Source organism: Aquabacter sp., assembly GCF_965279295.1.
In the GTDB taxonomy this organism is placed as follows: domain Bacteria; phylum Pseudomonadota; class Alphaproteobacteria; order Rhizobiales; family Xanthobacteraceae; genus Aquabacter.
This window is the reverse complement of the sequence record NZ_CBDIHQ010000010.1, coordinates 14826-39923: the sequence shown is the minus strand read 5'-3', so window position 1 is coordinate 39923 and position 25098 is coordinate 14826. Positions and strand designations below refer to the sequence as shown.

26 protein-coding genes, 2 pseudogenes and 1 CRISPR repeat array are annotated in these 25098 nt (G+C 58.9%); of the genes and pseudogenes, 18 read left to right on the top strand and 10 right to left on the bottom strand.

From position 1 onward, the window contains the following. Positions 1 to 25: 25 nt before the first annotated feature. From cas5c to ADADO0_RS03745, 10 genes are all read left to right on the top strand, one after another. A complete protein-coding gene (gene cas5c / locus ADADO0_RS03790; protein ID WP_511303755.1) occupies positions 26 to 706 on the top strand; it encodes a type I-C CRISPR-associated protein Cas5c in 681 nt (226 codons plus the stop codon). Further along, positions 703 to 2463, top strand: a complete 1761-nt coding sequence (gene cas8c, locus ADADO0_RS03785; protein WP_511303754.1) for a type I-C CRISPR-associated protein Cas8c/Csd1 — start codon at positions 703 to 705, stop codon at positions 2461 to 2463. Before cas5c ends, cas8c begins: the two co-directional genes overlap by 4 nt. Further along, entirely contained in the window at positions 2456 to 3436 is a 981-nt protein-coding gene (gene cas7c / locus ADADO0_RS03780) for a type I-C CRISPR-associated protein Cas7/Csd2 (protein ID WP_511303753.1), read from the top strand. The genes cas8c and cas7c overlap by 8 nt, the downstream gene beginning before the upstream one ends. Positions 3437 to 3440: 4 nt before the next feature. After that, positions 3441 to 4097: a CRISPR-associated protein Cas4 gene (gene cas4 / locus ADADO0_RS03775; protein ID WP_511303752.1), complete on the top strand. Its 657-nt coding sequence runs from the start codon at positions 3441 to 3443 to the stop codon at positions 4095 to 4097. Between the two features lie 5 nt (positions 4098 to 4102). Next, positions 4103 to 5140 (top strand): type I-C CRISPR-associated endonuclease Cas1c, encoded by a 1038-nt coding sequence (cas1c, locus tag ADADO0_RS03770; protein ID WP_511303751.1) that lies wholly within the window; start codon positions 4103 to 4105, stop codon positions 5138 to 5140. 6 nt (positions 5141 to 5146) lie between these two features. Then, the gene (cas2, locus tag ADADO0_RS03765; protein ID WP_511303750.1) at positions 5147 to 5437 is read left to right on the top strand and encodes a CRISPR-associated endonuclease Cas2; all 291 of its coding nucleotides are present in this window, start codon (positions 5147 to 5149) and stop codon (positions 5435 to 5437) included. Positions 5438 to 5617: 180 nt separating this feature from the next. Next, positions 5618 to 5974: a CRISPR direct-repeat array (repeat unit 32 nt; unit sequence GTCGCTCCCTCACGGGGGCGCGGATCGAAACA). A gap of 102 nt (positions 5975 to 6076) precedes the next feature. After that, positions 6077 to 6562 carry a YidB family protein gene (locus ADADO0_RS03760; protein ID WP_511303749.1) on the top strand — a complete coding sequence of 162 codons (486 nt, stop codon included), beginning with the start codon at positions 6077 to 6079 and terminating at the stop codon, positions 6560 to 6562. 358 nt (positions 6563 to 6920) lie between these two features. Next, positions 6921 to 7424, top strand: a complete 504-nt coding sequence (locus ADADO0_RS03755; RefSeq protein WP_511303748.1) for a YciE/YciF ferroxidase family protein — start codon at positions 6921 to 6923, stop codon at positions 7422 to 7424. A gap of 89 nt (positions 7425 to 7513) precedes the next feature. Continuing rightward, positions 7514 to 7807: a PepSY domain-containing protein gene (locus tag ADADO0_RS03750; RefSeq protein WP_511303747.1), complete on the top strand. Its 294-nt coding sequence runs from the start codon at positions 7514 to 7516 to the stop codon at positions 7805 to 7807. Positions 7808 to 7833: 26 nt separating this feature from the next. After that, positions 7834 to 8433, top strand: a complete 600-nt coding sequence (locus tag ADADO0_RS03745; protein WP_511303746.1) for a general stress protein — start codon at positions 7834 to 7836, stop codon at positions 8431 to 8433. A 110-nt stretch (positions 8434 to 8543) separates the two neighbouring features. On the opposite strand, the gene ADADO0_RS03740 is transcribed toward ADADO0_RS03745, so the two are convergent. From ADADO0_RS03740 to ADADO0_RS03715, 6 genes are all read right to left on the bottom strand, one after another. Further along, positions 8544 to 9788, bottom strand: coding sequence for an alpha/beta hydrolase family protein (locus ADADO0_RS03740; protein WP_511303745.1), 1245 nt, complete (start codon positions 9786 to 9788; stop codon positions 8544 to 8546). 80 nt (positions 9789 to 9868) lie between these two features. Then, positions 9869 to 11053, bottom strand: a complete 1185-nt coding sequence (locus ADADO0_RS03735; protein WP_511303744.1) for an alpha/beta hydrolase family protein — start codon at positions 11051 to 11053, stop codon at positions 9869 to 9871. A gap of 1 nt (position 11054) precedes the next feature. Continuing rightward, positions 11055 to 12356, bottom strand: a complete 1302-nt coding sequence (locus tag ADADO0_RS03730; protein ID WP_511303743.1) for a hydroxymethylglutaryl-CoA lyase-like TIM-barrel protein — start codon at positions 12354 to 12356, stop codon at positions 11055 to 11057. 183 nt (positions 12357 to 12539) lie between these two features. Continuing rightward, a complete protein-coding gene (locus tag ADADO0_RS03725) occupies positions 12540 to 13187 on the bottom strand; it encodes a hypothetical protein (RefSeq protein WP_511303742.1) in 648 nt (215 codons plus the stop codon). Positions 13188 to 13281: 94 nt separating this feature from the next. Next, on the bottom strand, positions 13282 to 14307 hold the full coding sequence (locus ADADO0_RS03720) for a Bug family tripartite tricarboxylate transporter substrate binding protein (RefSeq protein ID WP_511303741.1): 1026 nt from the start codon (positions 14305 to 14307) through the stop codon (positions 13282 to 13284). A 52-nt stretch (positions 14308 to 14359) separates the two neighbouring features. Further along, entirely contained in the window at positions 14360 to 15607 is a 1248-nt protein-coding gene (locus ADADO0_RS03715) for an alpha/beta hydrolase family protein (RefSeq protein WP_511303740.1), read from the bottom strand. 263 nt (positions 15608 to 15870) lie between these two features. Between ADADO0_RS03715 and ADADO0_RS03710 the strand changes: the two genes are divergently transcribed. Both ADADO0_RS03710 and ADADO0_RS03705 read left to right on the top strand, forming a co-directional pair. Then, the gene (locus tag ADADO0_RS03710) at positions 15871 to 16794 is read left to right on the top strand and encodes a LysR family transcriptional regulator (RefSeq protein ID WP_511303739.1); all 924 of its coding nucleotides are present in this window, start codon (positions 15871 to 15873) and stop codon (positions 16792 to 16794) included. Positions 16795 to 16859: 65 nt separating this feature from the next. Continuing rightward, positions 16860 to 17678, top strand: a pseudogene (locus ADADO0_RS03705) (IS5 family transposase). A gap of 109 nt (positions 17679 to 17787) precedes the next feature. Here the strand turns inward: ADADO0_RS03705 and ADADO0_RS03700 are convergent. Then, a complete protein-coding gene (locus ADADO0_RS03700) occupies positions 17788 to 18813 on the bottom strand; it encodes an alpha/beta fold hydrolase (RefSeq protein WP_511303738.1) in 1026 nt (341 codons plus the stop codon). A 110-nt stretch (positions 18814 to 18923) separates the two neighbouring features. Here ADADO0_RS03700 and ADADO0_RS03695 point away from each other — a divergent pair, with 110 nt between their 5' ends. Next, a complete protein-coding gene (locus ADADO0_RS03695) occupies positions 18924 to 19832 on the top strand; it encodes a VOC family protein (RefSeq protein WP_511303737.1) in 909 nt (302 codons plus the stop codon). Positions 19833 to 19858: 26 nt separating this feature from the next. Here ADADO0_RS03695 and ADADO0_RS03690 read toward each other — a convergent pair whose 3' ends face one another. Then, positions 19859 to 20938: a Bug family tripartite tricarboxylate transporter substrate binding protein gene (locus tag ADADO0_RS03690; RefSeq protein WP_511303736.1), complete on the bottom strand. Its 1080-nt coding sequence runs from the start codon at positions 20936 to 20938 to the stop codon at positions 19859 to 19861. Positions 20939 to 21078: 140 nt separating this feature from the next. Between ADADO0_RS03690 and ADADO0_RS03685 the strand changes: the two genes are divergently transcribed. Genes ADADO0_RS03685 through ADADO0_RS03675 form a run of 3 tightly spaced genes read left to right on the top strand, consistent with a single transcriptional unit; the run spans position 21079 to position 23387 of the window. Continuing rightward, positions 21079 to 21771: a GntR family transcriptional regulator gene (locus tag ADADO0_RS03685; RefSeq protein WP_511303735.1), complete on the top strand. Its 693-nt coding sequence runs from the start codon at positions 21079 to 21081 to the stop codon at positions 21769 to 21771. A gap of 42 nt (positions 21772 to 21813) precedes the next feature. Continuing rightward, the gene (hpaH, locus tag ADADO0_RS03680) at positions 21814 to 22596 is read left to right on the top strand and encodes a 2-oxo-hept-4-ene-1,7-dioate hydratase (RefSeq protein ID WP_511303734.1); all 783 of its coding nucleotides are present in this window, start codon (positions 21814 to 21816) and stop codon (positions 22594 to 22596) included. A 14-nt stretch (positions 22597 to 22610) separates the two neighbouring features. Continuing rightward, complete coding sequence (locus ADADO0_RS03675) at positions 22611 to 23387, top strand: HpcH/HpaI aldolase family protein (protein WP_511303733.1); 777 nt, start codon at positions 22611 to 22613, stop codon at positions 23385 to 23387. Here the strand turns inward: ADADO0_RS03675 and ADADO0_RS03670 are convergent. Together ADADO0_RS03670 and ADADO0_RS03665 are read right to left on the bottom strand one after the other, a co-directional pair. Next, positions 23352 to 23731 (bottom strand): annotated as a pseudogene (locus tag ADADO0_RS03670) (transposase); the annotation flags it as partial. The gene ADADO0_RS03675 and the pseudogene ADADO0_RS03670 overlap by 36 nt on opposite strands. After that, positions 23680 to 23832 (bottom strand): helix-turn-helix domain-containing protein, encoded by a 153-nt coding sequence (locus tag ADADO0_RS03665; protein WP_511303883.1) that lies wholly within the window; start codon positions 23830 to 23832, stop codon positions 23680 to 23682. The pseudogene ADADO0_RS03670 and the gene ADADO0_RS03665, both read right to left, overlap by 52 nt. A 199-nt stretch (positions 23833 to 24031) precedes the next feature. On the opposite strand from ADADO0_RS03665, the gene ADADO0_RS03660 reads away from it, so the two are divergent. Together ADADO0_RS03660 and ADADO0_RS03655 are read left to right on the top strand one after the other, a co-directional pair. Next, positions 24032 to 24232 carry a hypothetical protein gene (locus ADADO0_RS03660; protein ID WP_511303732.1) on the top strand — a complete coding sequence of 67 codons (201 nt, stop codon included), beginning with the start codon at positions 24032 to 24034 and terminating at the stop codon, positions 24230 to 24232. Then, the gene (locus ADADO0_RS03655) at positions 24193 to 24834 is read left to right on the top strand and encodes an alpha/beta hydrolase (RefSeq protein ID WP_511303731.1); all 642 of its coding nucleotides are present in this window, start codon (positions 24193 to 24195) and stop codon (positions 24832 to 24834) included. Before ADADO0_RS03660 ends, ADADO0_RS03655 begins: the two co-directional genes overlap by 40 nt. The last annotated feature ends 264 nt before the right edge of the window (positions 24835 to 25098 follow it).

Genomic DNA, 25098 nt, shown 5'->3' with positions numbered 1-25098 from the left:
CTAAGCTCTGCCGGGGAGACAACGCATGAGCTATGGCATCCGGCTTCGGGTGAAGGGCAAACGTGCATGCTTCACGCGGCCTGAAATGAAGGTGGAGCGCGTCTCCTATGACGTGATGACGCCTTCGGCCGCGCGCGGCATTCTGGAAGCTATTCTCTGGAAGCCTCAAATCCGCTGGGTCGTGGACAGGATCCATGTGCTGGCGCCGGTGCGCTTCCAATCTTTCCGGCGCAACGAGGTGGGGGCAAAGATCAGCGCCGACAAGGCGCGCAGCGCCATGCGCTCCGGCAATGTGGCGGGCCTCGGCCTGGTGGTGGAGGACAATCGCCAGCAGCGCGCCTCCACTTTGCTCATCGACGTGGACTACGTCATCGAGGCGCACTTCGAGCTGACTGCGAAGGCGGAGCCGGGCGACACGTCGGCGAAATACATCTCCATGTTCAACCGCCGCGCCGGCAGCGGCCAATGCTTCCATCAGCCCTGCCTCGGCACGCGCGAGTTCGCCGCTGATTTCGAACTGATCCCGGACGGCGAGGATGTGCCGGCCCATAAGTTGCCCGATGACCAGAAGGACCGCGACCTCGGCTGGATGCTGCACGACATCGACTTCACCGACGGTCGCAATGAATCGCGCTTCTTCCGCGCGCGGCTGAAGGATGGTGTGCTCGACGTGAACGCCTGCCTCGCTGAGGGGAGCGCGGCATGACCATCCTTCAGGCGCTGAACGGCTATTACGACCGCATGGCTGCGCGGGGGGAGGCCGAGCCGTCCGGTTTTTCGCGCGAGAACATCAGCTTCGCGATCACGCTTTCTCCGACGGGTGAGGCGGTGTCGATCCTCGATCTGCGCCAGAAGAACGGGAAGAAGCTCGTCCCCCAACGCCTCTCGGTTCCGGCTGCAGTCAAGCGCACCGTCGGCATCTTGCCTAATCTGTTCTGGGACAAGAGCGCCTATGTTCTTGGGCGCACCGCAGGTGAGGGAAAGCGCACAGCGCTGGAGCATGCGGCATTCAAGACGGCGCATCTGGAACTGCTGGCCGCCAGTGACGATCAAGGTTTGGTCGCGCTCCGCCAGTTCCTAGAAGCTTGGGTGCCGGAGCGCTTCGACACGCTTCCCTTCACGAGCGAAATGCTCGACGCGAACCTGGTGTTCCTATTGCAAGGCACCCGTGAATATTTGCACCAGCGTGCCGCCGCGCGCGCATTGCTTGCCGGGCGCGCGAAAGGTGAAACCGGGAAAATATTCTGCCTGGTTACGGGGGATGAGGCTTCCGCGCAGCGCCTGCACCCGACGATCAAGGGCGTGAACGGAGCGCAGTCGTCCGGTGCTGCGCTCGTCTCCTTTAACCTCGATGCTTTCACGTCCTACGGCAAAGAGCAGGGAGATAACGCGCCGACATCAGAGGATGCCGCGTTTCGCTACGGCGCGGCGCTGAACTCCATGCTAGAGCGCGCAGGCGCGAACCGTCTCAAGCGCGGAATTGGTGATGCTACGGTCATCTTCTGGGCGGACGCATCGGACGCAGCGCAGGAAGAGGAAGCCAAGGCCGCCGAGGACTTTTTCGCTCAGGCGGCCGAGCCGCCGAGCGACGGGAACGAGGCGGTGAAAATCCATGACGCGCTGCTTCAGGTTGCCAAAGGCACCCCGGTCGGGAGCCTTGATCCGAAGCTGCACGGCAAGACGACATTCCATATTCTCGGCCTCTCGCCCAATGCCGCCCGCCTGTCCGTCCGCTACTGGCTAACGGACGAGTTCCAGAACTTCGCGGAACGGCTGGGCAGGCACTATGAAGCCCTGCGCATCGAGCCCGCCCCGGTCGGCTGGACGCAGCCCTCCGTTAACCTGCTCCTGGCGCGCACCACAGCACTTCTCGGCAAGTTCGAGAACATCCCCGAACCGCTCGCCGGAGAAGTGACCCGCGCCATCCTCACAGGGGCTCCCTATCCCCGTACGCTGCTTTCTGCGGTCATCCAGCGTCTGCGGGCGGGCGATAGCCCCCGCCTCGGCTGGCATGCCGCGGTGATCAAGGCCTGCATCAACAAGCACCCGGACAAGGAGGATCTCTCCGTGGCTCTCAACCCCGCATCCACGAGCGCCGCCTACCAGCTGGGGCGGCTATTCGCCGTCATGGAAGCCGCGCAGTTCGCCGCGCTCGGACAGGTGAACGCGCCCATCGGCGACCGCTATTACGGCGCGGCTTCCGCGACCCCCGCGCGCGTCTTTCCTTCGCTGCTGCGCGGCCTGAAAGTACATATCGCAGACGCCCGTAAGCGCGGCCGTGGAGGGTGGATCGAGCCCAAGGTGGCGGAGATCATCAGCCGCCTGTCCGATGAGCTTCCGCGGACGCTGCGCCTTGAGGACCAGGGCCGTTTCGCAGTCGGCTACTACCACGAGCGCGGCTTCGCCCGCAGTAAAGCCGAGGTTTCGGCGAAGGACGAACAGGGGGGAGAGACCGGTGAGTGAAAGCAAGCCGCTACAGCACAGGCACGAATTCGTCCTGTATTTCGATGTCGCCAACGGCAACCCGAACGGCGATCCCGATGCCGGAAACATGCCGCGCATGGACCCGGAAACCGGGCATGGCCTCGTCAGCGATGTCAGCCTGAAGCGCAAGGTACGCAATTTCGTCGAGATGGCGAAATCAGATGCGCCGCGCTTCCGCATCTACGTCACCGAAGGTGCCATCCTTAACGAGAAGCATCGCGAGGCCTATCTGCGCGTGCGGCCGGATGATGCAGACGTTAAGAAGGCTAAGAAGCTGACGCCGAAGTCCGACGAAGAGGCTGCTGAAGTCCGCCAGTTCATGTGCGACAACTTCTTCGATATCCGCACCTTCGGCGGGGTGCTCTCGACGGGCATCAATGCTGGCCAGGTGCGCGGCCCCGTCCAATTCGTCTTTGGCCGTTCCGTGGAGCCGATCATGCCCATGGAGGTCTCCATCACCCGAATGGCCGCCACCAGCGAGGCCGAGAAGAAGGATCGTACCGAGGGCGACGACGATAACGAAAAACGCGGCGACAAGCGCACCATGGGCCGCAAGCACATCGTGCCTTACGGCCTCTACCGCGCCCATGGTTATATCTCTGCTTCGCTTGCCTCGCACCCGGTGAAGGGGACAGGCTTTTCCGAAGGCGACCTGGAGCTTTTGTTCGAGGCGCTTGAGAACATGTTCGAGCACGACCGCTCGGCGGCGCGTGGCGAGATGTCGACGCGCAAGCTGATCGTGTTCCGTCATGCCTCCGCGCTCGGCAACGCCAAGGCTCATGAACTGTTCGACCGCGTGAAAACATGGCGCGTATTCAAGGGCGAAACGCATGAACTGGATGCCGACGGACTGGATAACGCGCCGCCCGCGCGCAGCTTCGCGGATTATGCGATTACACTAGATGGGCAGCCGCTTTCCGAGACCTTCAACCTGATAGAGGTCAACGGATAATGTGATGGCTCCCGTCCCGCCCCTCGATCCTGCCGTGGAAGATGCGCTGATCCCATTGTCGGCGTTGCAGCACTTCCTGTTCTGCCCGCGCCAGTGCGCCCTCATCCATGTGGAGCAGCTCTGGGCGGAGGATGGCGCCACCGCCGAGGGGCGCCTGCTGCACGAAAAGGCCGACGCGGGGGTGCCGGAGCGGCGGCCGGGCATCCATATCGCCCGTGGCATTGCCCTGCGCTCGGTGCAGCTCGGCGTCTCCGGCAAGGCGGACGTGGTGGAGTTCCGAGGATCAGATCGAGGTGCGCGCACGCCCTTTCCGGTCGAGTACAAGCGCGGCAAGCCGAAGTCGCACCGCGCCGACGAGGTGCAGCTTTGTGCGCAGGCTATCTGCCTTGAGGAGATGTTCGCAGTTTCGGTACACGAAGGTGCGCTCTTCTACGGCGTCACGCGGAGGCGCGAGCCAGTCGCGTTCGACGAGGAACTGCGTACGCTCACGATCCGCATCGCTGCGGGAGCGCGCGCCATGATCGCCGCGGGACAAACCCCCTTGCCCGTTAAGACACCGGGCTGCCGCCGCTGTTCGCTCGAAGATCTGTGCGAGCCCGGGCGCCTTGAGAAGCCACCTTCCATCTCTAACTGGCTCTCGCGGCAATTGACGATGGAGTGAGTGTCATGCGCCGCATGCTTAACACCATCTATGTCACCAGCGAGGATGCGTGGCTGCGCAAGGACGGCGCAAATCTCGTGGTGGAGGTGGACGGCGCGGAGCGCGGCCGCGCGCCTCTGCATATGCTGGAGGGGGTGGTCAGCTTTGGCAGGCCAGGCGCCTCGCCTGCGCTGCTCGCCGCCTGTGCCGAAGCGGGCGTGACCATTTCCCATCTCGACCCCAACGGCCGCTTCCTCGCACGCATGGAAGGGCCGCGTACCGGCAATGTGCTGGTGCGCCGTGCGCAGTTTCGTCTCGCCGATGACCCAGGGCGCACCGTGCCCATCGTTCGTGGAATTGTGGCTGCCAAGGCGGCCAATCAGCGGACCGTCATTCTGCGGGCCATGCGGGACCATGGCGAGGATATCGGCGAGGGCGTCGCGGCGTTGCGCAGTGCAGAGGCTCGGCTGGCGGATATTGCCCGCCGCACCTTAGCCGCTGGCGATGTCGACACCTTGCGCGGCCTCGAAGGAGAGGCGGCCAATGTCTATTTCGGCAATTTCGGCCGACTTGTACGCACGCCGGGCGACACGTTCGCATTTCTACATCGCTCGCGTCGCCCGCCTCTTGACCGCATCAATGCATTACTATCGTTCCTATACGCCATGCTGGGACATGATTGCCGGTCCGCTTTGGAGGCGCACGGCCTCGATCCGCAGGTGGGGTTCCTGCATACGGATCGGCCCGGGCGAGCGTCTCTGGCGCTGGACCTGATGGAGGAGTTGCGGCCCGTTCTCGCCGACCGGCTGGCGCTCAGCCTGATCAACCGGCGCCAGCTCGTCGCTGATGATTTCATCATGGAGGAAGCGGGCGGTGTGCGCCTCACAGATGATGCGCGCAAGCGAGTTCTTGTCGCCTGGCAGGAGCGCAAGCGCGACGAGTTGCGCCATCCGTTTCTGGATCAGGCGGTGCCGCTCGGGCTCGTCGCGCATATTCAGGCGCAGCTTCTTGCACGTCACCTGCGCGGCGATCTTGATGGCTATCCGGGCTTCATCTGGAGATAGCCATCCATGCTTATGCTCGTGACCTATGACGTGAACACCGAAGGCCCCGCCGGACGCCGTCGGCTGCGCCGCGTTGCGCGCGCCTGTCTAGATTACGGGCAACGTGTGCAGAATTCGGTTTTTGAATGCGAGGTCGACCCGGCACAATGGACTGCGCTCAAGGCGCGCCTCATCGCCGAGATTGATCCAGGCAAGGATAGCCTGCGCTTCTATCGACTGGGTGCCGAAGGCCGCCGCCGGGTTGAACATATCGGCGCCAAACCCGTTCTGGACCTTGAGGGTCCGCTGGTTTTCTAAGCGCGCGAACCACCAGCACACATGATTTTCCCGGCAGGTTCGCGCAACCTCCAAGGCGCTGCGATTGTGCAGTTTTCCTGTCCGCCCCAAAGCGCGGCCTCACCTTCCGCCCACCAATCCCACAGGTTCGCGCAAAGCCACCAATTTCTCTCGCATCTGCAATCTGTTAAGCTGGTAGGTGTCGCTCCCTCACGGGGGCGCGGATCGAAACACGATGGCGTCGCCCAGCAGCACCGCCGTCAGAAGTCGCTCCCTCACGGGGGCGCGGATCGAAACAACCGGTGGTCCAGCCTGATCATTGCTTGAGCCTGTCGCTCCCTCACGGGGGCGCGGATCGAAACAGGAAATCAAAGACTATACCCGCTGACTCAGAGGTCGCTCCCTCACGGGGGCGCGGATCGAAACGCGACCTCCGCCAGAATATCGGCGCCGGAGCGCAGTCGCTCCCTCACGGGGGCACGGATCGAAACTGCCATACGAGATAGGGCAGCGCATCAAGGATGGCGTCGCTCCCTCATGGGGGCGCGGATCGAAACAGGCAATGTGATAAGCCGTCCCGGCAGCCGTTTGGTTTCACCAGCCTCACACGGAACCGCGCGCCTCCTTCAGAGCTTCTTGTCGCCGATACGGAGGTCAAAAATGAGCCGCGGCTACCCTTCAATGACTGCACTGCTTGGCCTGTTGGCTATAGCGGGCTACCAAAATCGCGATAAAATCTCCGAGATGCTCGGAAAACTGGGTGGAGGCACGACCTCCGCTGAGCCACATCCCCAGAATGTCCACCCGGAGGGCAATTCATCCGGCAACGACGGTGGCCTTCTCGGAAATCTCGGCGGGCTCTTGGGCGGTGCCAGTGTCGGCTCGCTATTGAATGGGGGCCTCTCCGAGCTTATGGAGCGGTTTCAAAAATCCGGCTATTCCCACGAGGCGAACTCCTGGGTCCAGCCGGGGCCCAACAAGGATCTGCAGCCACCGCAGATTGAGCAGGCAATCGGACCCGATGTTCTTGATGCTCTCGCCCGGCAGACCGGTCTTTCAAGGGAAGAGATACTGGCGCGATTGTCGCGCGAATTGCCGTCGGCGGTGGATCGCTACACCCCGGACGGCCGTCTCCCAGCCGCCTGAAATCACTCGCTCGCGTGAGTGCCTTGTGGGGTTGGCGGCGGTCAGATGTCTACAGATCTTGATCGCCGTCAATTTAGTTAAATACGTAGTTATTTTTATAGATAAAAAATTTCTATTCAAAAAACGATCAATTTAAATAATGAATCCATATTAATCCATCTTATTTAAAGAAACTGATATGATATAGCCTGTAATTATTTAAATATAACAAATGATAATTTTCTAATTCTCTTATGCCTCCGAGCTGCGCCGATAGATTATTTAAAATATCGGAACAATTAATCTGAATGCGCGTTTTTCGGGCATCCACACTTCATCGCAATGATCGAGCGTGACGAAAATAACCCCGGAGAAGAACATGGCCGCGACCGTGAAGACCCTTTCCGACGCTTTCTACGAGACGTTGAAGGATGTGTACTTCGCCGAAAAGCAATCGGTAAAGGCGTGTAAGAAGTCGGCAAAGGCCGCGAAGTCGCCTGAGCTGAAAGCCGCCTTCGAGACTCATGGCGAAGAAAGCGTAATCCAAGTCGAGCGCCTTACGCAGGTGTTTGAAATTCTCGGCAAGCCGGCTCGCGCGAAAACCTGCGACGCAATGCAGGGGATCGCGTCCGAAATGGAAGAGGATTTAGAGGATTTCGGAGACACCGCCGCTGGCGACGCCGTTCTTATTGGCTGCGGGCAGGCGATCGAGCATTACGAAATCGCGCGGTATGGAATGCTGAAGACCTGGGCGACGCAGCTCGGTCTCAAGGACGCAGCCAAGCTTTTGGACCTGAGTCTTCAGGAAGAAAAAAAGGCTGACGCCCTTCTCACGCAGATCGCGGAAGGCAGCGTTAACAGCAAGGCTGCCAAGGCCGCCTGACTTTCATCAAACCCGTCAGGCCTGCTCGACGCTGGATTTCCGGCGGAGGTCGAGCCTGACTTTGTCAACGCCACTAAGGAAAAAACGCCATGAAACGCCTCATTCTGCCCGCCATCGCTCTGATGGCGATGACCTCCGGTGCTTTCGCTCAGATGGGGAATACCCCGGCTGTTGCACCGAAGGAAACCAATCCCGCAGCGCCCGTTGCCGGTGCAAACAGTTTCACAGAGGCACAGGCCAAGGAGCGGATTGAGAAGGCTGGATACACGTCCGTCTCTGGCCTCACCAAGGACGATAAGGGAATCTGGCAGGCTAAGGCCTCCAAGGCCGGCGCGCCCTCGAATGTCATGGTCGACTTTCAGGGCAACGTCGTCAGCAAGTGAATTCCCTATAAATACAGGAGCTTAACATGAAAAAGACTGTTTCCGGTCTCTTCGATGACTATGACGATGCGGTAACCGCCGTTCGCGGCCTTGAGGCTGCCGGCGTTCCCCGCTCCGAGATCAGCATCGTCGCCAACAACGGCGATGATAATCACACGAGCCTCGATAAGAAGGATGTCGCGGGCGACGCCGGCATAGGTGCGGGCATCGGTGCGGCCGCAGGCGGCGCAGGCGGCCTGCTTACGGGTCTCGGCCTGATGGCCATTCCCGGCGTCGGTCCGGTTGTCGCTGCCGGCTGGCTTGTCGCGACCGCTGTCGGCGCTGCTGCCGGAGCCATTGCTGGTGGGGCCGTCGGAGGAATTGTCGGCGCCATGACGGAAGCCGGAATTCCCGAGAAGGATGCGCATGTCTATGCAGAAGGTGTCCGCCGCGGCGGTACCCTTGTCACCGCACGCGTGGACGATGCAATCGCTAGCCGCGCGGACACTATTCTCAAGCAGGATCGTTCAGTCGATCTGGTCACCCGTCGCGCGACATATGAAGGCGAGGGATGGACAAGCTTTGACGACACCATTCCGGTCCCGCCCCGCGACCGTGTCCTTGATACGCGCAGTCGCGTGCTCTGAGCAGCACAACATTCAAGGTCATTAGACATGGAGAGGCCCGCCATTTTGGCGGGCCTCTTTACGACATGACTGCGCTGTTGCAGCCATATCCCCTGGTCAAGCGATCACTATTACATATACTCAGCACGCTCCGGCAGCATGAAGCCTTTCGCCGCTTCCCCGTACACACCATTGCCCTTGTCCTTCTGGACAAGAACTCTGGCGCCATCTTTGACGGGAGCGTTGCCCGCCAGTGCATCACCGAGCCAATCCGCCAGAAGAATCTCGTGATCAAGCTGGCCAAAATGATCGTAATCATTCATTCCGTGAAATGCATCCTCAATAACCCATAGTTCCTTAGGTCCTTTTACCATTTCAAAAATCTCAAGCGCGTCTTCCAGTGGCGTCAACGGGTCATACTCACCGGTGACCATGAGTGTTCGTGCTGTAATCTTATCGGCATGATCAAAGAGATGCATCTTTCCAGCCATCTCATCAAAGGCTTTTTCATCATCCATGCCTGCCATGTACATGTAGATTTGCTTGAACCTTGGCGATGCCACGGCAAGGTGAACTGAGCGGCGCCCATAGTTCGCGACGGCGGTGGCCACAGCCGCTACTCTCTTATCGGTCGCGGCAATTCTCATACCCCAGAACGAGCCATTGCTGCGGCCCGAGACACCGATCTTATTGGCGTCTACTTCCGGGCGAGTGACGAGATAATCAATGAATACAGACGCTGCCTGTTCGTAATTGTCGTCGGTGACGCGGATCTTGCGGAGATTTGCGACCCCCTGGCCAGGGCCGTCGATGGAAAGAATGTTCATCCCCCGCTTAGCGTATGGATTTTTCCCAGGCGCCGGAAAGGCCTCCTTGGTCATGTCCATTCCCGGGCAATAGAGGATGGTCGGCTTGGGGCCATTTCCCGGCGCGAGATGCAGTAAACCGGAAAGCCGGCCACCCTTGAAATCTACATCAACGCGCTCGATGCGATCGGCCGTAAGCTCAATGCATTTATCGTAACAAGCATCCATCTTGCCATTGATGAAGATATTTTCTGCGTCATCGTCGCGGAAGATCGTGTGCTGCGCCAAGCGATAATCTTCTGATGCTTCGTAATACAGCGATGCCGCAGTATGCCGGTGCCCGCGATCTTCGGCGTTTTTGGCCAGCCGCTCCTTGTGGAGCCCGCGTTTGGTGAGGATACGCGCAATCATTCCATGAGTTTTAATTTCAGGCGGGAAGCGGCGCTTCGCCTCGACTTGCTCCCAGTTCTGCTCCTTCCCTGTGACCTGGATCATCCAGTCCAGAACATATTGATGCCCGTCCCGTTCGCGGGTGAGATCCATCGATCTTTTGGGGTCATTACCCGGCATGGGTTCGCTCCTGTTCGAGCTTTGGCTCGTGTTTGAATCGTTGATCGCCGAGCCCCGCGCGAAGCCGGGGTTTGAGGAGATCAGCTCTTGACGGGGTGGAGGCGCTGTTCGAGCCAGTCGGCGATATAGTCGATGCCCACCTGGCGGTTATCGACCTGGACGTGGGTGGAGCCGCCGTCGCGGGCCGTGAAGATTTTCAGGGTTCGGTCGGTGGAGCCGACATTGTCGTGCAGTTGCTGCGCGATCTCCGGCGGGGAGAGTGTGTCGTCCTGGCCGTGGCAGATCAGGATCGGGCATTTGATCTGGTGCGCCACACCGGCGAGCGTGAACTTCTTCAGCTTCTTCATGGCGGCATCCATATCGGGCTCGCCCAGCACCCAAGGAAGCTGGAAGTGCGAGGTCGCCGCGCTCTTGGCGCTCGCCTGCATGACCTCCCAACGCTTCTGCCAGACGGCGTGGTAGTCATAATGCGCGCCCCAGGCGATCAGGGCGGCATAGCGCGGCTCGAACGCGGCCATGCGCGGCGCGTAATAGCCCCCCGCACTATAGGCCATGAGCGCGACCCGATCCGGGTCCACGTCGTCCCGGGTCAGCAGATATTCGTAAGTCGGGGTTCCCGCCTTTTCGGAATCGTAGCGGGCATGGAAGCCACGCAGGCGCAGGGCCTCACCCTGGCCCGGCCCGTCGATGGCAAGGACGTGGAAGCCGCGAAACGCCAGTTCCAGCCCGGCGAACAGCACGCTCATTTCTTTGCAATTGTCGAGGCCGTCGAACACCACCACGGTGGGCGCGCGACCCTTGGCATATGGCGATTTCAGGAAGTAGGCGGGCAGGGCGCCGCCTTCGTAGGGCACGTCCACGGTCTCGATATTGGGATGGCGCCGCCGCAGCCCTTCCTGATAGCAGCGCAGGCTCTGCCGGTAGATCGCGGTCTTCTCTTCGCTGGGCGGCACCATGCGCTCGCCGGTGTAGTAATAGTTGCCAGCCCGCAGGTAATAATTGCCGGCCGTGGCGCTGCGCCCTTCGGCGGCGGCGGTATCGGCCTGCACCTCAAGGCGCGCCGCCATTGCGCACCATTCCTCCCACCAGGCGTGGGCTTCGCCCTGGCGCGCATGCAGGGCCTGAATGATCTGGTCGATCTCACCGAGCGCCACCGCGCCCCAGGGCGCCATGCCCTTGGTCACGAGGGTGGCGTTGGACCACTGATGATGCTCCGGGAAACTCTCGATCCAGTTGCCGGGGTAGAAGCTGCCGATCTTGGCCATGTCAGAGGGCCTCCGCGCTGGTGATGGAACGGGCGAGGTCGAGGAATTCGGCGTCCGTGAGCGGGCGCTTGCGCCATTGCATCTCGTCCTGCAAGGCTTCGAGCATGATCTTCACCTTGCTGTCGGGAATGGCGATGCCGAGCGCCTTGGCATGCAGGCGCAGGCCGAACGGCCCGGCCCATTCGCTAAAGCCGACACGGCCCTTGTTGCCCACCATTTCCGGCTTCATCGGCACGAACATGAAAGGAAGCTCGGGGTATTGGTGGTGCTTGTCGTGCATCACCACGAACGCGTCGTCGCCGACCAAAGGGGCGATCTTCGACAGCGGGTTCTTCATGATGTCGGCGATCAGCGTGCAGGCGGGGCGCAGGTTCTCCATCCTGATGCCGGTGTCGAAGCCGTAGAGCGCCTCCAGGTGGTAGGCGGTCTCGGCGAGGCTCACATGCCCGGTGCCCTCGCCATAGCCGTTGACGCCCACCGTCACCATCTCGCAGCCGCCTTCTACCGAGGCGAGCGCGGCCGCAACCGCCATGCCTGCGTGATTGTGGGCATGCACGCCGAGCGCGGTGCGATCCAAGATGACGCCGCGCACCTGCTTGAAGGTCTCCTTGTAGAGAATGGGCAGGCCGATGCCGCCGCCGAAATCATCCAGGATGATGGTGTCGGCGCCAGCCTCGCTGACGATGCGCGAGAAGGTCTTGAGGAACTCAAGGTCGGCCCGCAGGAAGTCCTGGAAGTTGACATTGACCTCGGTGATGCCCTTGCGGCGGGCATAGGCGATGGCTTCCAGCGTGGTATCGATCTCCTGCTTGCGCAGGTCTTCGCGGGACATCTGCCCGTCGCCGCGATGCTCCGCGCAGGCCTTGAGGAAGGTGTCGGAGGAGGCGATGCACAACACCGCGCCGAAGCCGCTGTCGGCGATGATGTCGAGGGTGGACAGGAGCTGCGCAGTGTTGAAGTCAGGGGAGTTCTGGTGCGCGCTGGTCATCGCCTCGGTACGCACCGGCCGGCCGCAGCCGTCCAGGAAGCGCCGCACCGCCTGCATGAAGGCCCGATCGCGCGGGCGATAGCCGCCCATCTGGATCATCGGCAGGTTGAGGTCGTGGACCAGCACCTCGGCGATGCGCACGCACTCGTCGACGGTTAGAATGGTGCCCTCGAACTGGCGCCCCTCGCGCAGCGTGATGTCATTCAGCACCACCCGATTGGGCAGGCTCATCTGGCTGCGAATGGCCTGCGAAAACACCGCAGGCGTCACTCCAGTCAACGTGTTGATCGCAGCTTCGCCGCGCAATCCAGACATAATTGTTCTCCTAGAAACCCGACGTCCAAATTGATGGCACTGTCGGGATGGTTTTGCTCAAAAGTGGCGAATGGCACGCCGATCGTTGCGCCACGTCGTGGTGCCCGGCAGCTCTTCTTCCCGCTTCGTTCGGAAATCTCATAAGCCGTTCGCCTCGCATTCAGAGGAGATGCTTCCGGCATCCTAATCTATGTCTCTGTCTTCAAGGGTATAGACAAGATCGTACAATCCAGTGGAAGGCATTGGCGCATCGGATGAGATTTTATACAATCGTCTATCTTCGATAATGTTCAATATATGTGCTTTGCTCAACGCCTCGATAATGAGGACGTCGCCAAAGTGGCCCGTGGGGTCGAGGGCGGTTTGCATGCGGTCCGTCCGCATCGAAGTCGTCCCGTCGTCGACGATCCCGTGATGGAGCGCCACGATGTCGGGATGCAGGGAAATCAAATCAGACAAGGTCATCCCCGGCGCCGCCCGGATGACGGCAGCAAAAGTCCCGATCCCCATCCCGTGGGTGCTCTGTGTTCGGCAAATGCGGCGGACGAAATGTGTAATATTCGCCGCCATTCTCACATTCCAGGGCGTGCGGTTCATGACCCGCGTCGAGTATTCCTCCGCCTGGAACGTGGAAACGCCATCAACCTCATAGACCGTCAGGTACTTCTCCGCCGCATGGGCATCCGCGTTGACATAGCGCCGACCTCGAATGAAGCCTTTGATAGCGAGGCGCTCCGGCATATGTTCGATGCGGTGCCAGTATTCGAATTCCTTCTGCGCGGCTGGCTCGACATCATTCCAGGCGATCAAAAATGCACTTGCGAATGTCATGTTCTTTCGTCCTAGGCATGTCTCTGCGAGAAGCGGACTGCTCCGCTTCGTGCATCAGTCATCAGGAAATTATATATATTTTCGAACAGGTGATTTACTGCATCTTGATGTTGTTTTCTTTCACGATCTCCTTCCAAAGGATCATCTGCTCCTTCACGAAGGTCTTCATCTCGTCGGGCGTGGATGGATACGCAACGACGTCGATATTGGCGAGCTTGTCGCGGACGTTCTGAGAGTTGAGTGCCTTGACGAGTTCCGCATTCATCATGTCGATGGTCTTGGAGGCCACACCCTTGGGCGCAACCAGGCCGATCCAATCGCCGAATTCCATGCCGTGAAATCCGACTTGCGTCATGGTGCGTAGATCTGAAAGTTGATCGCGTCGGGTCGGTGCGAATACGCTCAGCGCCTTCAACCGACCATCCTTGATGAATGGAAGTGTTACAGCGACCGGAGAGATGATCGCATCAATCTGTCCGCTGGCGGCAGCAGTGACTGATTCCGCACCCTTGAAGGGAACATGAGTGACATCGATGCCGGCTTTATTGGTGAACAGCTCGATCGCAAGGTGGCTGGAGGTGAGATATCCCGCAGACCCCAGTCGGATGGCACCTGGATGGGCCTTGGCATAGCTGATGAATTCCTCAAGAGTATTTACCTTTACTGAGGTATTAACAGCCACGACCAGTGGAACGATGCCGATCATGCCCACGTAACGAAAATCGGTATCGCTGTCGTACATCATATTCTTTATGACGAACGGGTTCACTGCAAAGGAGATATTCGCGACGCCGTACGTCGTACCGTCCGGCTCCGAGCGCGCAACGTCGCCGAGCCCGATTGTGCCCGCTCCGCCGTTGCGATTGAGTATGACGATAGAGCGGCCCATGCTTCTGGACATCTCATCGGCAACAATCCGGACAGTAACGTCGGTCGACCCGCCAGGATTGAAAGGGACAATGATGCGAATGGTACGATTGTTCTCCTCGGCCATCACCCCGCCGCTTAAGAGCGCGATCATTGCCAAGGCCATGGCGATTTTGGTTTTGAAAAAAGAAACCACGTTTTCCCCCTTATATTTTTTTGATTCCGGCTGCAGATTTTTTTCTGCAGCTCTCAAGCAAAGTATTTCTTCTGATTTTCAATATTTACACTGTATGTGTATTTAAGAATCACATGTATTGGGCGCGCTCAGGCAGCATGAACCCGGCAACCTCTTCGCCGTAGATTCCGTCGCCTTTGTCCTTCTGGATCAGAAGGCGAGCGCTGTCCTTGACCGGGGCCTTGCCTGCGAGTGCATCGGACAACCAGTCAGCCAGCAACGTCTCGTGGTCCATTTGGCCAAAATGGTCGTAATCATTCATGCCGTGGAACGTATCCTCCACGACCCAAAGCTCCTTTGGTCCGCGAACAAGTTCGAACACCTCAAGCGCATCCTCTAGGGAGGAAAGAGGGTCGTATTCGCCTGTAACCATTAAGGTGCGGGCAGTGATATTGGCCGCGTGATCGAGAAGGTGCATTTTTGCAGCCATCTCATCGAACACCTCCTCGTCGTCCATTCCGGCCATATACATGTAAATTTGCTTGAAGCGCGGCGATGCCATCTGGAGGTGCATGGACCGGCGTCCGTAGCAAGCCACAGCCGACGCCACTGCTGCGATACGCTTGTCGTGGGCTGCAATGCGCATGGCCCAGAACGACCCCATGCTTCGGCCCGACGCACCTAGTCTCGATGCATCCACATCGGGACGGGTGACCAAGTAATCGATAAAGGCCGACGCAGCTCGCTCATAATTATTGTCGGTCGCGCGAATTTTCCGAAGGTTTGAGACGCCCTGACCCGGGCCGTCCATCGACAGGATGTTCATTCCGCGCTTGGCGTAGGCATTCTTGCCTGGAGCCGGGAAGGCCTCCTTCGTCATATCCATGCCAGGGGCATACACGATGGTCGGCTTCGGGCCGGTGCCAGGCGCGAGATGCAAGATCCCCGATATCTTATGGCCTTCGAAGTCGACGTCGATGCGCTCGATACGATCGCCGGAAAGTTCAATGGCTTTATCGTAGCAGGCCGCCATGCGGTTGTTCATGAAGATCTTCTCCGCGTCGTCGTCGCGGAAAATGGTGTGCTGCGCCAATCTGAAATCTTCTGCGGCCTCGTAATACAAGGCAGCGGCGGAATACCGGTGGCCGCGCCGCTCCGCACCGCCAGCGAGGCGCTCCTTGTGCAGTCCGCGCTTTGATAGGAGCCGGCCTATCATCCCGTGGGTTTTAACCTCCGGGGGGAAGCGCCGCTTCGCCTCGACCTGCTCCCAATTCTGCTCCTTCCCGGTCATTTGGATCATCCAGTCGAGAACATACTGGTGACCATCGCGGTGGCGCGTCAGGGCCATGGACCGCTTCATTTCTTCATTATCAGTCATATTTCATCTCAATTATCATCGCAATTTGCTGCGTCGCACAAGTTTTCGTAGACACATCAACTGTTGACGTAAGGTCGTGTGTAGCTGGCGAAGTCTCCGAGACCGAGTGTATCTAGTCAAATTTCTTATTGTGATCTTGTCATAACTTTTGTTATATATACCCGTGCGGTGTTGGGTTGGCGCGCGGTGTCTTGGCTCATGAATGGGAAGCGAAGTGCAGCAGCGCACGAAAATAAGATGCTTAAATTGGTTTGGAGGAGGCGATGAAATGTTCGGCCCGGCAACTCGTGCATCTCGCCGCTGTCGTTGAAGCGCGGTCATTCACTGTTGCAGCGCAAAAGATTGGCCTGACTCAGCCGGCACTTTCTAAAAGCATCAAGGATCTGGAGGGGCGCATCGGCGGCACCCTGTTTCGTAGGAGTTCGTTCGGCACCACGCCCACGCAACTAGCAATGGTGCTGGCGGACTATGGCACCACCATCGCGGGGCTAGAGGAGAAGGCTGGGAGAGAGGTCGACGAGCTGATCCGCGCGCGGAAGATCAACCTGCTCGTCGGTGCTCCTCCCGCAATTGCGACCTATCTTCTGCCAAATATCATGTCGTCGTTCCTGAAATCGCGGCCCAACGTTCATGTAAAATTGACCGCGTCCAATTCGGCCACTCCGCCCTTCGATCTGATCGGAAACGTCATTGATCTATATGTCGGAGTTCTGAGAATCAAAGAGGCTCCTGCGGGCATTATTTCTGAGCCGCTTTTCGAGGACAAGTTGGAGATATTTGTCCGCAAGGGGCACCCGCTTCTGTCGAAATCGAGCATTGCCGTCACTGATATTAATCATTACAGCTGGATCAAATCCCCTTCCGGCAGCTTCGCTAGAGAATTAACCGAAACTGCTTTGCATCTCGCGGGTTTTGGCGAGATAAATGTTGCGTTCGAGGTGGAGTCATTTGCCGCGCAGATGAATATGCTGGAGGGCGCCGATTTCGTATGCATGTTGCCGCAACGGATGCTGGGCAATAAGCCAGGATTGGTTGCAATAACTGAGAGTATACCCGGATTAGCGGCGAGTATTCCGGTGGGCGTGTTTCGTGACGGGGCAGTCCCCGTCTCTCCCCTGGTGCGGGACTTCATCGCCCAGCTGCGCTCGGTTCTGTGCAACCCACCAACAGGGGCGGCTCGTAGTTAGGTGCCGTTTGGAAATTCGGATGCCGCAGGATTCCAGCGGGGCGGGGATTATGATTCAAGCTCTCGATGTGGACACCAGAGCAGCGAGGCCGGATGGCCAGGATCGCCCGAAGACGAAGCTCTATCGTCGGATCTGACGGATGACGAAGGGGAGCGGATGGCGCCTTTGATGCCGGGTCCCGGGCGTCGCGGACGGCCCCGCGCGGTCGAGTTCCGGAAGGTGATCAATGCGTTACGCTATCTGGTGCGTTCGTGTTGCGGCTGGCGGATTCCGCTGATTCATTTCCCAGCAATGGCGCACGGTCTATGGTTGGTTCAGCGCGTTGGCACGTCGCTTTCCTGCTCCAGACCATCCACGCTGTCGACTGATGCGTGAGCGGGCCGGGCGCGTGGCGAGCCCGACGGTCCCTGTCATCGACAGTCTATCGGTCAAGCCTCCATAAGCTGAAGCCAGGGGCTTACGATGCGGGCAAGAAGATCGTCGGGCGCAAGCGCCAAATCGCGGTCGACACCTTCGGGCAGCTTCTTATAGTCAATCTGACGTGCGATGGTATCTCCGACAGCGCTGGCGCACAGGACATTCTTGACGCCATCCAGCAAACGCTGGCCCTGGTGAAGCATCTCTTCGCCGACGCCGCCTACGACCGGCTCAATCTGATGGACAAGGCCGCCTATCTCGATTTCGTCGTCAAGATCATCCGCCGCCGCGACGGCGCGCAGGACTTCGAGGTTCTGCCGCGCCGCTGGGGCGTGGAGCGAACCTTCGGCTGGATGACACGTTGGCGTCGCCACGCGCGTGACTACGAGTGCCGCATCGACGTATCAAAGGCCATGATCCTCGTTGCTATGGGTGGCAATCTTGCCCGGAGAAATGCCCATCTCTGATTTTCCAAACGGGCTTTAAACTATGCATTGAACGAATTGCCTTCAGGTTTTTCTGAATCATGATTGGAACTCAAGGCCTGCTAGCCCGCGATGTTCCTTCGCTCATAGATCAATCATCAGGCGTCACCACTTCATCGACAAAGGCCTTTAGTTCGGCTTTCCAGAGAGCCGCGTGAAGGGCGGAGTGGTGGCCCTTGGAGTTTGGCCCTGCGGGGAAGATTACCGCGCGACCATTTTTCACCTTGGCGATACCCGCTTCCAAAGTGCCCAACTCCGCAGGGTTCAGTTCGTCATCGGCGAAATTGAGCGCGAGGACGCGCGCATTAATGCGTTCAAGAAGCGGCGTGGGATCATAGTCCATCGATGACTCAAGCTGGTAGAGGCGATCGTTGGCATCGGCGCCTTGGGCACGCTCGCATAAACGAGCATAAAGCGCGTCGGCGGCTTGCCGCGTGGGCGCTTGCCGCTGCAGATCGACGGCGCTGGCAATCATAAGGGCCCCGAATGGCGCCCGCGTATAATAGGTGGGCTGCTCGCGATAATCACCGTCGTGCCAGCCCGGATCGTTACGGATTAGCTCGATCTGCATTCTGCGCTGTAGCCAGTTTCGGCCGCTCATCGGGCCCGGCTGACAGGCGATCGGCACGAGTGCGTCCATAAAGTCGGGAAATAGCCCGCCCCACAGCCAACCGAGCATCCCGCCCATCGACAAGCCGACGATCATCTGAAGGTGGTCGACGCACAATTTCTCGGTCAACAGCCGATGCTGCGCCACGACAATGTCGTGGTAGCGAAACCGGGGAAATCGTGCGCGGAGGCCGTCACTCGGCTTGCTTGAGCCGCCAAAGCCTATTGCATCGGGCATGATCAGGAAGAAGCGCGAGGCATCCAACGCCTGCCCTTCACCAAAGAGTTCTCCGCCAAGCGCCGGTGAGAACCACTCCCGGCTGCTACCGGTGGTGTTGTGCAGGAGCAAGGCCGCATTCTCAATGCGGCCGGCCGCATCCCTCCTCGGCGTACCGAGCGTCATGTAGTTAAGGCGGACACTTTTAAATACATCTCCTCCCTCAAGCAAAAAATCGGATATCTCGTACGTATCGAAGACCGCTCTATTCATTATATCCAGATCTTTCATTTTATATTCTGTCATTTTTCGGAATAAATAATATTTTTATATATAAAAATTGACTTTCATATTTATACGCCAATATGAATTCAATAAATTCGACATGGAGTGCCAATATAATGAGTGAAATCGTGCAATCCGTGGAGGCGGTCGATCTGGCCGTGACCGACCTTGCGGAAGCCAGACGGTTTTTCGAGCATGCTTGGAATCTCGAGGTGGCTCAGGATGTGGGTGGACAGCTCCATTTCCGCGCCAGCGGCGCGCCGTTCAGCGTTTTGGTGCTGCGTCAGTCCGAGCGAAGCGGACTTGTCCGTATTCGGCTCGAAGGTGCATCGCGCGCTGCGGTCGATCTGGCCTACCAACGCGTTGCTGCCTCGGGCCACAGCGTTGACGGCCCGCCGCGTGTTCTCACGAGCCCGGGTGGCGGGTACGGCTTTGGATTTGTTGATCCGGAAGGCCGTAACTTCAGCCTTGTCCATGGCATGGAGCGAAATACGGGGCGCGGGTGTGTCGTCGATCGTCCCACCAAGCTTGCGCATGTGAACCTGAACTGCCGGGACAATGACGCTTCCTATCGCTTCATGACCGAAGTGTTGGATTTCAAGCTTTCCGATCAAACCCGAATGTTCCGATTTTTGCGTTGCGGTACTGATCATCACAGCCTTGTCCTCGGTTTTTCCGATAACGCGCTTCTCAATCACGTTGCTTTCGAAGTTCCCGACACCGAGTCGTTGATGCTGGGCATCGGACGCATGCGTGATCATGGTCATCCCGTCGAATGGGGCCCCGGTCGTCATGGGCCTGGCAACAATGTGTTTGCCTACTTCTGCGGACCGGGTGAGTTGCCGCTGGAGTACACGACCGAAGTCGCGCAAATCGACGACAACTACCCAATTCGCCGACCGGAGGAGTGGCGTTGGCCGCCAGGCCGCTTGGATCACTGGGGTTTGACCCCGGGCCCCAGCGAACGCGTTAAAAAGGCCCAATCTTTCTTCCCATTTATCGAGGGAGGACATCACCTAGATTGAAACTTACGCTCGGCTGGTACCGGGGTTCAGTCGAGCGTGATCTTCGCCTTCGCGACGAGTTCGCTCCATTTGGTGCGTTCTTCCTTGGCCAAGGCATCGAACTGCGCGGGCGTACCGCCAACGAGAACGAGGCCCATATCGGCGCCGAGCTTGATCATCGCCGGCTGGGAAATCGCCTTGCGGACTTCCTCGTAGAGCCGATTGATGATCGCAGGGGCCGTTTTGGCCGGTGCGACAAGACCGAACCACGACGACACACGCCACTCGGGCAAGCCGGCTTCGGCAGATGTCGGAACATTGGGCAGGGAAGGTAGCCGAACGTCACTCGCCACGGCCAAAGCGCGGAATGCCCCGGACTGAATATAGGCCATGACGGTCGGGGGATTATCCACCACTCCGTCGATGTGACCGCCGAGTAGGTCATTCACTGCTGGAGCCGCGCCCTTGTAGGGCGTGTGACGAAGCTTGATGCCCGCCGTGTAGGAAAGCAATTCCATCCCCAGATGACCTGTCGTCCCATAACCAGCCGACCCAAAATTGATCGTATCTGGCTGAGCTTTGGCCGCCTCGATAAATGCTTTCAAGGTCTGGAACTCACTCTTGCTACCCAACACAACCAGCATTGGCATGTCGGCGACAAGAGAGATCAGTTCGAAGGCGGTCTCAGGATTGAAGGGCATTTTCTTATAGAGGAATTGGTTGATGCTGAGGATGCCGGGAGAGACCATCATCAGCGTGTAACCGTCCGGCGGGGACTTCGCGACGGATTCGGCTCCGATATTGCCTCCGGCGCCGGGGCGGTTCTCGATAACGACCGGCTGCCCCATGGATTTCGATAATTCCTGGCCGAGCGCCCGCGCCAACACATCGACGACGCCGCCTGCGGGAAATGGAGCGACAATCTTGATCAGTTTATCGGGATAGGTTTCTGCCTGAGCCACATGGCTAAACGCCAAGGCGCAGGCAAGGCCAGCGCCCACAAGAACCGCTCTCATCGTCATTCGTCTCTCCCAGGTCTTCAGCTTGGATTTGATTTCCAGCCTTGATGCGCGTGGCCAGTTATTTGGGCACTTGCGTCGATCGTCCGGCAGCTCGTCAGGGCGCACCTCTGATCTTCCTATGCCTTCTTAATTTCGAAATTAGCCGAACTTACGTCTCAATTTCTAGCCCTATCTCGTCAAATTTCGGTTGTAATTTCGGAATTTTTAGCTACGCCTTGGGGTGCGAGTGAACGGAGGCGGTCGCCGTGGGCGCAGATAAGACCCTGGCCGACAAGGCCTATCGAAAACTGCGGGCCGAAATTCTGGATGGCCACCTAGCTGCGGGCCAAAAGCTGAAGCTTGAGGCTTTGGTGAAGGACTGTGCTGTCGGCATGTCGCCTTTGCGCGAGGCCTTGGCTCGCTTGCAAGGAGACCTGCTTGTCGTATCCGAGGCCCAACGCGGCTTCTGGGTCGCGCCGTTGCCGATGGATGAGATCGATGACGTTTCGCGGGTCAGGGCCATGGTGGAGACCGAAGCCCTAAGCGCCTCCATCGTAAAAGGGGCGGCGGCATGGGAGCGGCGCGTGGTGGAGGCTTTCGAGCGCCTGTCTCAGCTCGAGGAAGGTCTCCCCCCACCCGGAAAAGAGCGATCTTCCGCACTGCTCAATGAATGGGAGGAACGCAACCACACCTTTCATTCAGCGCTCGTCTCCGGCTCGGGTTCGCCCAATCTCACGCGCCTGTGTGAACAGTTGTACCAGCAGTCTGAGCGCTATCGTCGGGTCTCGCGCCTGGTCTCGGGTGGTCGGCGGGACGTTCATGAGGAACATCTCGCCATCTATCGCGCCGCGATTAACCGCCAGCACTTGAAAGCCTGTCGCCTCGCTGAAGCGCATATTCTACGCACCGCAGACCAGATCCGCCTTTCCATGAGCCGACACGAGCTGCCTAGCCTCTGAGCCCCTTGCCGTTCCCTCCCTTTTCTAGCCCAATGGACCATCATGCTGACCCTCGCCGAACGTCAAAAGGCCGTTGAGATTCTCCTTGAGGCCGAAAGCACTCGCACACCCGCTGTGCAGTTATCAAAGCAGTATCCCGGCATAGAGATCGAAGATTCGTATGCCATCTCCAGCATGGTAACCGAGCACAAGATCAGGAACGGCGCGAAGCTGATAGGCCATAAAATCGGCCTGACTTCCAAGGCGATGCAGGCCTCTTCCCTCATAGACGAACCGGACTACGGCCATCTCCTCGACACCATGCTCCTCAACGACGGGGCCAAGGTGAAATTCGATGATTTCTGCGTACCTCGGGTCGAACCGGAACTGACCTTCATTTTGAAGGAGCCCCTGAAAGGACCCGGCATCGGATTGGTGGACGTGCTGCGCGCAACTGAATGGGTGGTGCCCTCCATCGAGATCATCGATGCGCGCGTGCAGAACCCGCGCAAGATCGTCGATACGGTTGCCGACAATGGCGCTGCGGCGGGCATCGTGCTGGGCGGACGACCGGTGCGGCCGACTGACGTGGATTTGCGTTGGGTAGGGGCGGTGTTCTACCGAAATTCCGAGATCGAGGAGACCGGCCTCGCCGCCGGGGTCCTGGGTCATCCCGCCATGGCCATCGCTTGGCTTGCCAACAAAGTCGGGCGTTTTGGCACTGTGCTGGAGCCCGGACATCTCATGCTGTCCGGCTCCTTCACCCGCCCGGTTTGGGCAGCGAAGGGCGATACGCTCCATGCGGACTTCGGCCCGCTCGGTAGCGTTGCCGTGCAGTTCGTCTGACTGGAAGCAGGGTCATGAATCTTCCACACAACACATTCAAGCAGGCCCTCGCCACCGGGGAGCAACAGATCGGGCTCTGGTGCAGCCTTTGCAGCAACATCGCCGTCGACGTTGTTTCCGATTCCGGATTCGATTGGCTGCTGCTCGATTCCGAGCACGCGCCCAATGAATTGCCCGGCATCCTTACGCAGCTCCAGGCGGCGCGCGGCGGCACTGCGACGCCCATCGTGCGTCCATCGTCCAACGACCCTGTGCAGATCAAGCGGCTCCTCGACATCGGCGCGCCCGGCCTGCTCATCCCATATGTGCAGAACGTTGAAGAAGCGCGGCTCGCCGTCGCTGCAACGCGCTACGCGCCAGAAGGCTTCCGGGGCGTGACCGGTTCTGGCCGTGCCAGCCGGTACGGCCGCGTCGGCGACTATCTCCAGAACGCCGCCAGCGAAATCTGCGTGCTGCTACAGGTGGAGACCCGCGAGGCGCTTGAGCAGATAGAAGAGATCGCGTCCGTAGACGGTGTGGATGGCGTGTTCATCGGACCCGCCGACCTATCCACGTCGTTCGGTCTCTACGGCAACTGGACCGGGCCGGAAATGCAGGCCGCCATCAAGGACGCCGTGGATCGGCTGACGAAGGTGGGCAAGCCTGCCGGCATCCTGACAGCGAACGAGGAAGAAGCTCGCCGATTCATTGAGTGGGGTTACAAGTTCGTCGCCGTAGGTGCGGACCTCGGCCTCCTGCGCAATGCGGCGGACCGACTAGCGAAGCACTTCAAAGCAGCGGCTCCCGCTTAGAACCAGTTTGGAAAATGAGGGATGGGCATTTCTCCGGGCGAGATTGCCACACATAGCAACGAGGATCATGGCCTTTGAGACGTCGATGCGGCGCTGTAGTCACGCACGAGGCGTCGCCATCGTATCATCCAGCCGAAGGTTCGCTCCACGACCCAGCGGTGCGGCAGAACCTCGAAGTCCTGCGCGCCGTCGCGGCGGCGGATGATCTCGACGACGAAAGCGAGATAGGCGGCCTTGTCCATCAGCTTGAGCGGGTTGTAGGCGGCGTCGGCAAAGAGATGTTTCACCAGGGTCAGCGTTTGCTGGATGGCGTCAATAATGGCCTGTGCGCCAGTGCTGTCGGAGCAGGCTGTGCGACCCCAAGCGCGACCGCGCCCCGCGTGAAACTTCCTTCTCGGGCTACGGCGATAAAAGCGACCAGATCGCTGACATTGTTTCGGAACATTTATTATAAACATTTATAAGAATATGATCATATAAGTATATTATCATATTATTTTGTCTGGCATAAATTACATTCCAGATCATGTCGCGAGATAGGTGTTCGACCCTCCGGCGCCAGTAAAAAATCACTGGAAGAGATGAATTATAAAAACACTCGCACTTGGTCTCGCTCTGTCTATTGGACCTGTCGCGGGATTGCTGTGCTGGCGTCTCTGGCTTTCGCGCAGGATATGTCCAATGGCGCCGACAACTTCTACAAGAGCGACAAGGTCGAGGTGAAGCGCGTCACATTTCCCAACCAGTACAACATGGGCCTCGTCGGCCACCTATTCACTCCGAAGAACCTGGCCAAAGAAACAAGTTGGCCGCAATTGTCGTCGGGCATCCGATGGGAGCCGTGAAAGAGCAGAGCGCCGACCTCTACGCCACCAAGATGGCCGAGCAGGGCTTTATAACTCTTTCAATCGACCTATCCTTCTGGGGAGAGAGCGAAGGCCACCCCCGTCACTCTGTCGCACCGGACATCTATTCTGACGGCTTCGTCGCGGCGGTGGATTTCCTCAGCACGCAAAACTCCGTCGACAAAGAGCGTATCGGCGCGATCGGGATTTGCGGAAGCGGCAGCTTCGTTATCAGTGCCGCCAAGATCGATCCACGTCTGAAAGCGATTGCGACCGTGAGCATGTATTACATGGGCGCGGCCTTCCGCGATGGCCTGAATAAATCGGTGACGCTAGAGCAGCGTCGTGCGCTCATAAACAGCGCCACTAATCAGCGCTTGATTGAATTCGCCGGAGGCCAGATCTCTTATATTACCGGCACCGTGAACGAGATCGATCAAAATACAGATCCGATCCAGCGCGAATTATTCGATTACTACCGCACATCCCGAGGTTCGTTTACTGCCAAAGGCGAGGTCTCGGACCTGACCACGAAGCCGACGCTGAGCAGCGCCGTGAAGTTCGTGAACTTCTACCCGTTCAACGATATCGAGACGATCTAACTGCTCCCGATGCTCTTCATCACAGGCGACAAGGCCCATTCGAAAAGAGTTCAGCGAAGACGCATACAAGCGCGCAGGCGAGCCGAAAGAACTCTACATCGTGCCAAACGCCGAACACGTCGAACTCTACGACCGCGTGAATATGATTCCGTTCGGCAAGTTGACTGATTTTTTCCGTGGAAACCTCGGCTCGTAACGGTCAGCCGCGCGTTCAACAGCAATGAAAATCCAGCATCCGGTCGATTGAAGATGCCGGAGGTGGCG

What these genes read in the sequence shown, in the direction of transcription:
- cas5c (WP_511303755.1), top strand. Translation starts at nt 26, where the DNA reads ATGAGCTATGGCATCCGGCTTCGGGTGAAGGGCAAACGTGCATGCTTC.
- cas8c (WP_511303754.1), top strand. Translation starts at nt 703, where the DNA reads ATGACCATCCTTCAGGCGCTGAACGGCTATTACGACCGCATGGCTGCG.
- cas4 (WP_511303752.1), top strand. Translation starts at nt 3,441, where the DNA reads ATGGCTCCCGTCCCGCCCCTCGATCCTGCCGTGGAAGATGCGCTGATC.
- cas1c (WP_511303751.1), top strand. Translation starts at nt 4,103, where the DNA reads ATGCGCCGCATGCTTAACACCATCTATGTCACCAGCGAGGATGCGTGG.
- cas2 (WP_511303750.1), top strand. Translation starts at nt 5,147, where the DNA reads ATGCTTATGCTCGTGACCTATGACGTGAACACCGAAGGCCCCGCCGGA.
- ADADO0_RS03760 (WP_511303749.1), top strand. Translation starts at nt 6,077, where the DNA reads ATGAGCCGCGGCTACCCTTCAATGACTGCACTGCTTGGCCTGTTGGCT.
- ADADO0_RS03755 (WP_511303748.1), top strand. Translation starts at nt 6,921, where the DNA reads ATGGCCGCGACCGTGAAGACCCTTTCCGACGCTTTCTACGAGACGTTG.
- ADADO0_RS03750 (WP_511303747.1), top strand. Translation starts at nt 7,514, where the DNA reads ATGAAACGCCTCATTCTGCCCGCCATCGCTCTGATGGCGATGACCTCC.
- ADADO0_RS03745 (WP_511303746.1), top strand. Translation starts at nt 7,834, where the DNA reads ATGAAAAAGACTGTTTCCGGTCTCTTCGATGACTATGACGATGCGGTA.
- ADADO0_RS03740 (WP_511303745.1), bottom strand. Translation starts at nt 9,788, where the DNA reads ATGCCGGGTAATGACCCCAAAAGATCGATGGATCTCACCCGCGAACGG.
- ADADO0_RS03735 (WP_511303744.1), bottom strand. Translation starts at nt 11,053, where the DNA reads ATGGCCAAGATCGGCAGCTTCTACCCCGGCAACTGGATCGAGAGTTTC.
- ADADO0_RS03730 (WP_511303743.1), bottom strand. Translation starts at nt 12,356, where the DNA reads ATGTCTGGATTGCGCGGCGAAGCTGCGATCAACACGTTGACTGGAGTG.
- ADADO0_RS03725 (WP_511303742.1), bottom strand. Translation starts at nt 13,187, where the DNA reads ATGACATTCGCAAGTGCATTTTTGATCGCCTGGAATGATGTCGAGCCA.
- ADADO0_RS03715 (WP_511303740.1), bottom strand. Translation starts at nt 15,607, where the DNA reads ATGACTGATAATGAAGAAATGAAGCGGTCCATGGCCCTGACGCGCCAC.
- ADADO0_RS03710 (WP_511303739.1), top strand. Translation starts at nt 15,871, where the DNA reads ATGAAATGTTCGGCCCGGCAACTCGTGCATCTCGCCGCTGTCGTTGAA.
- ADADO0_RS03700 (WP_511303738.1), bottom strand. Translation starts at nt 18,813, where the DNA reads ATGAAAGATCTGGATATAATGAATAGAGCGGTCTTCGATACGTACGAG.
- ADADO0_RS03695 (WP_511303737.1), top strand. Translation starts at nt 18,924, where the DNA reads ATGAGTGAAATCGTGCAATCCGTGGAGGCGGTCGATCTGGCCGTGACC.
- hpaH (WP_511303734.1), top strand. Translation starts at nt 21,814, where the DNA reads ATGCTGACCCTCGCCGAACGTCAAAAGGCCGTTGAGATTCTCCTTGAG.
- ADADO0_RS03675 (WP_511303733.1), top strand. Translation starts at nt 22,611, where the DNA reads ATGAATCTTCCACACAACACATTCAAGCAGGCCCTCGCCACCGGGGAG.
- ADADO0_RS03665 (WP_511303883.1), bottom strand. Translation starts at nt 23,832, where the DNA reads ATGTTCCGAAACAATGTCAGCGATCTGGTCGCTTTTATCGCCGTAGCC.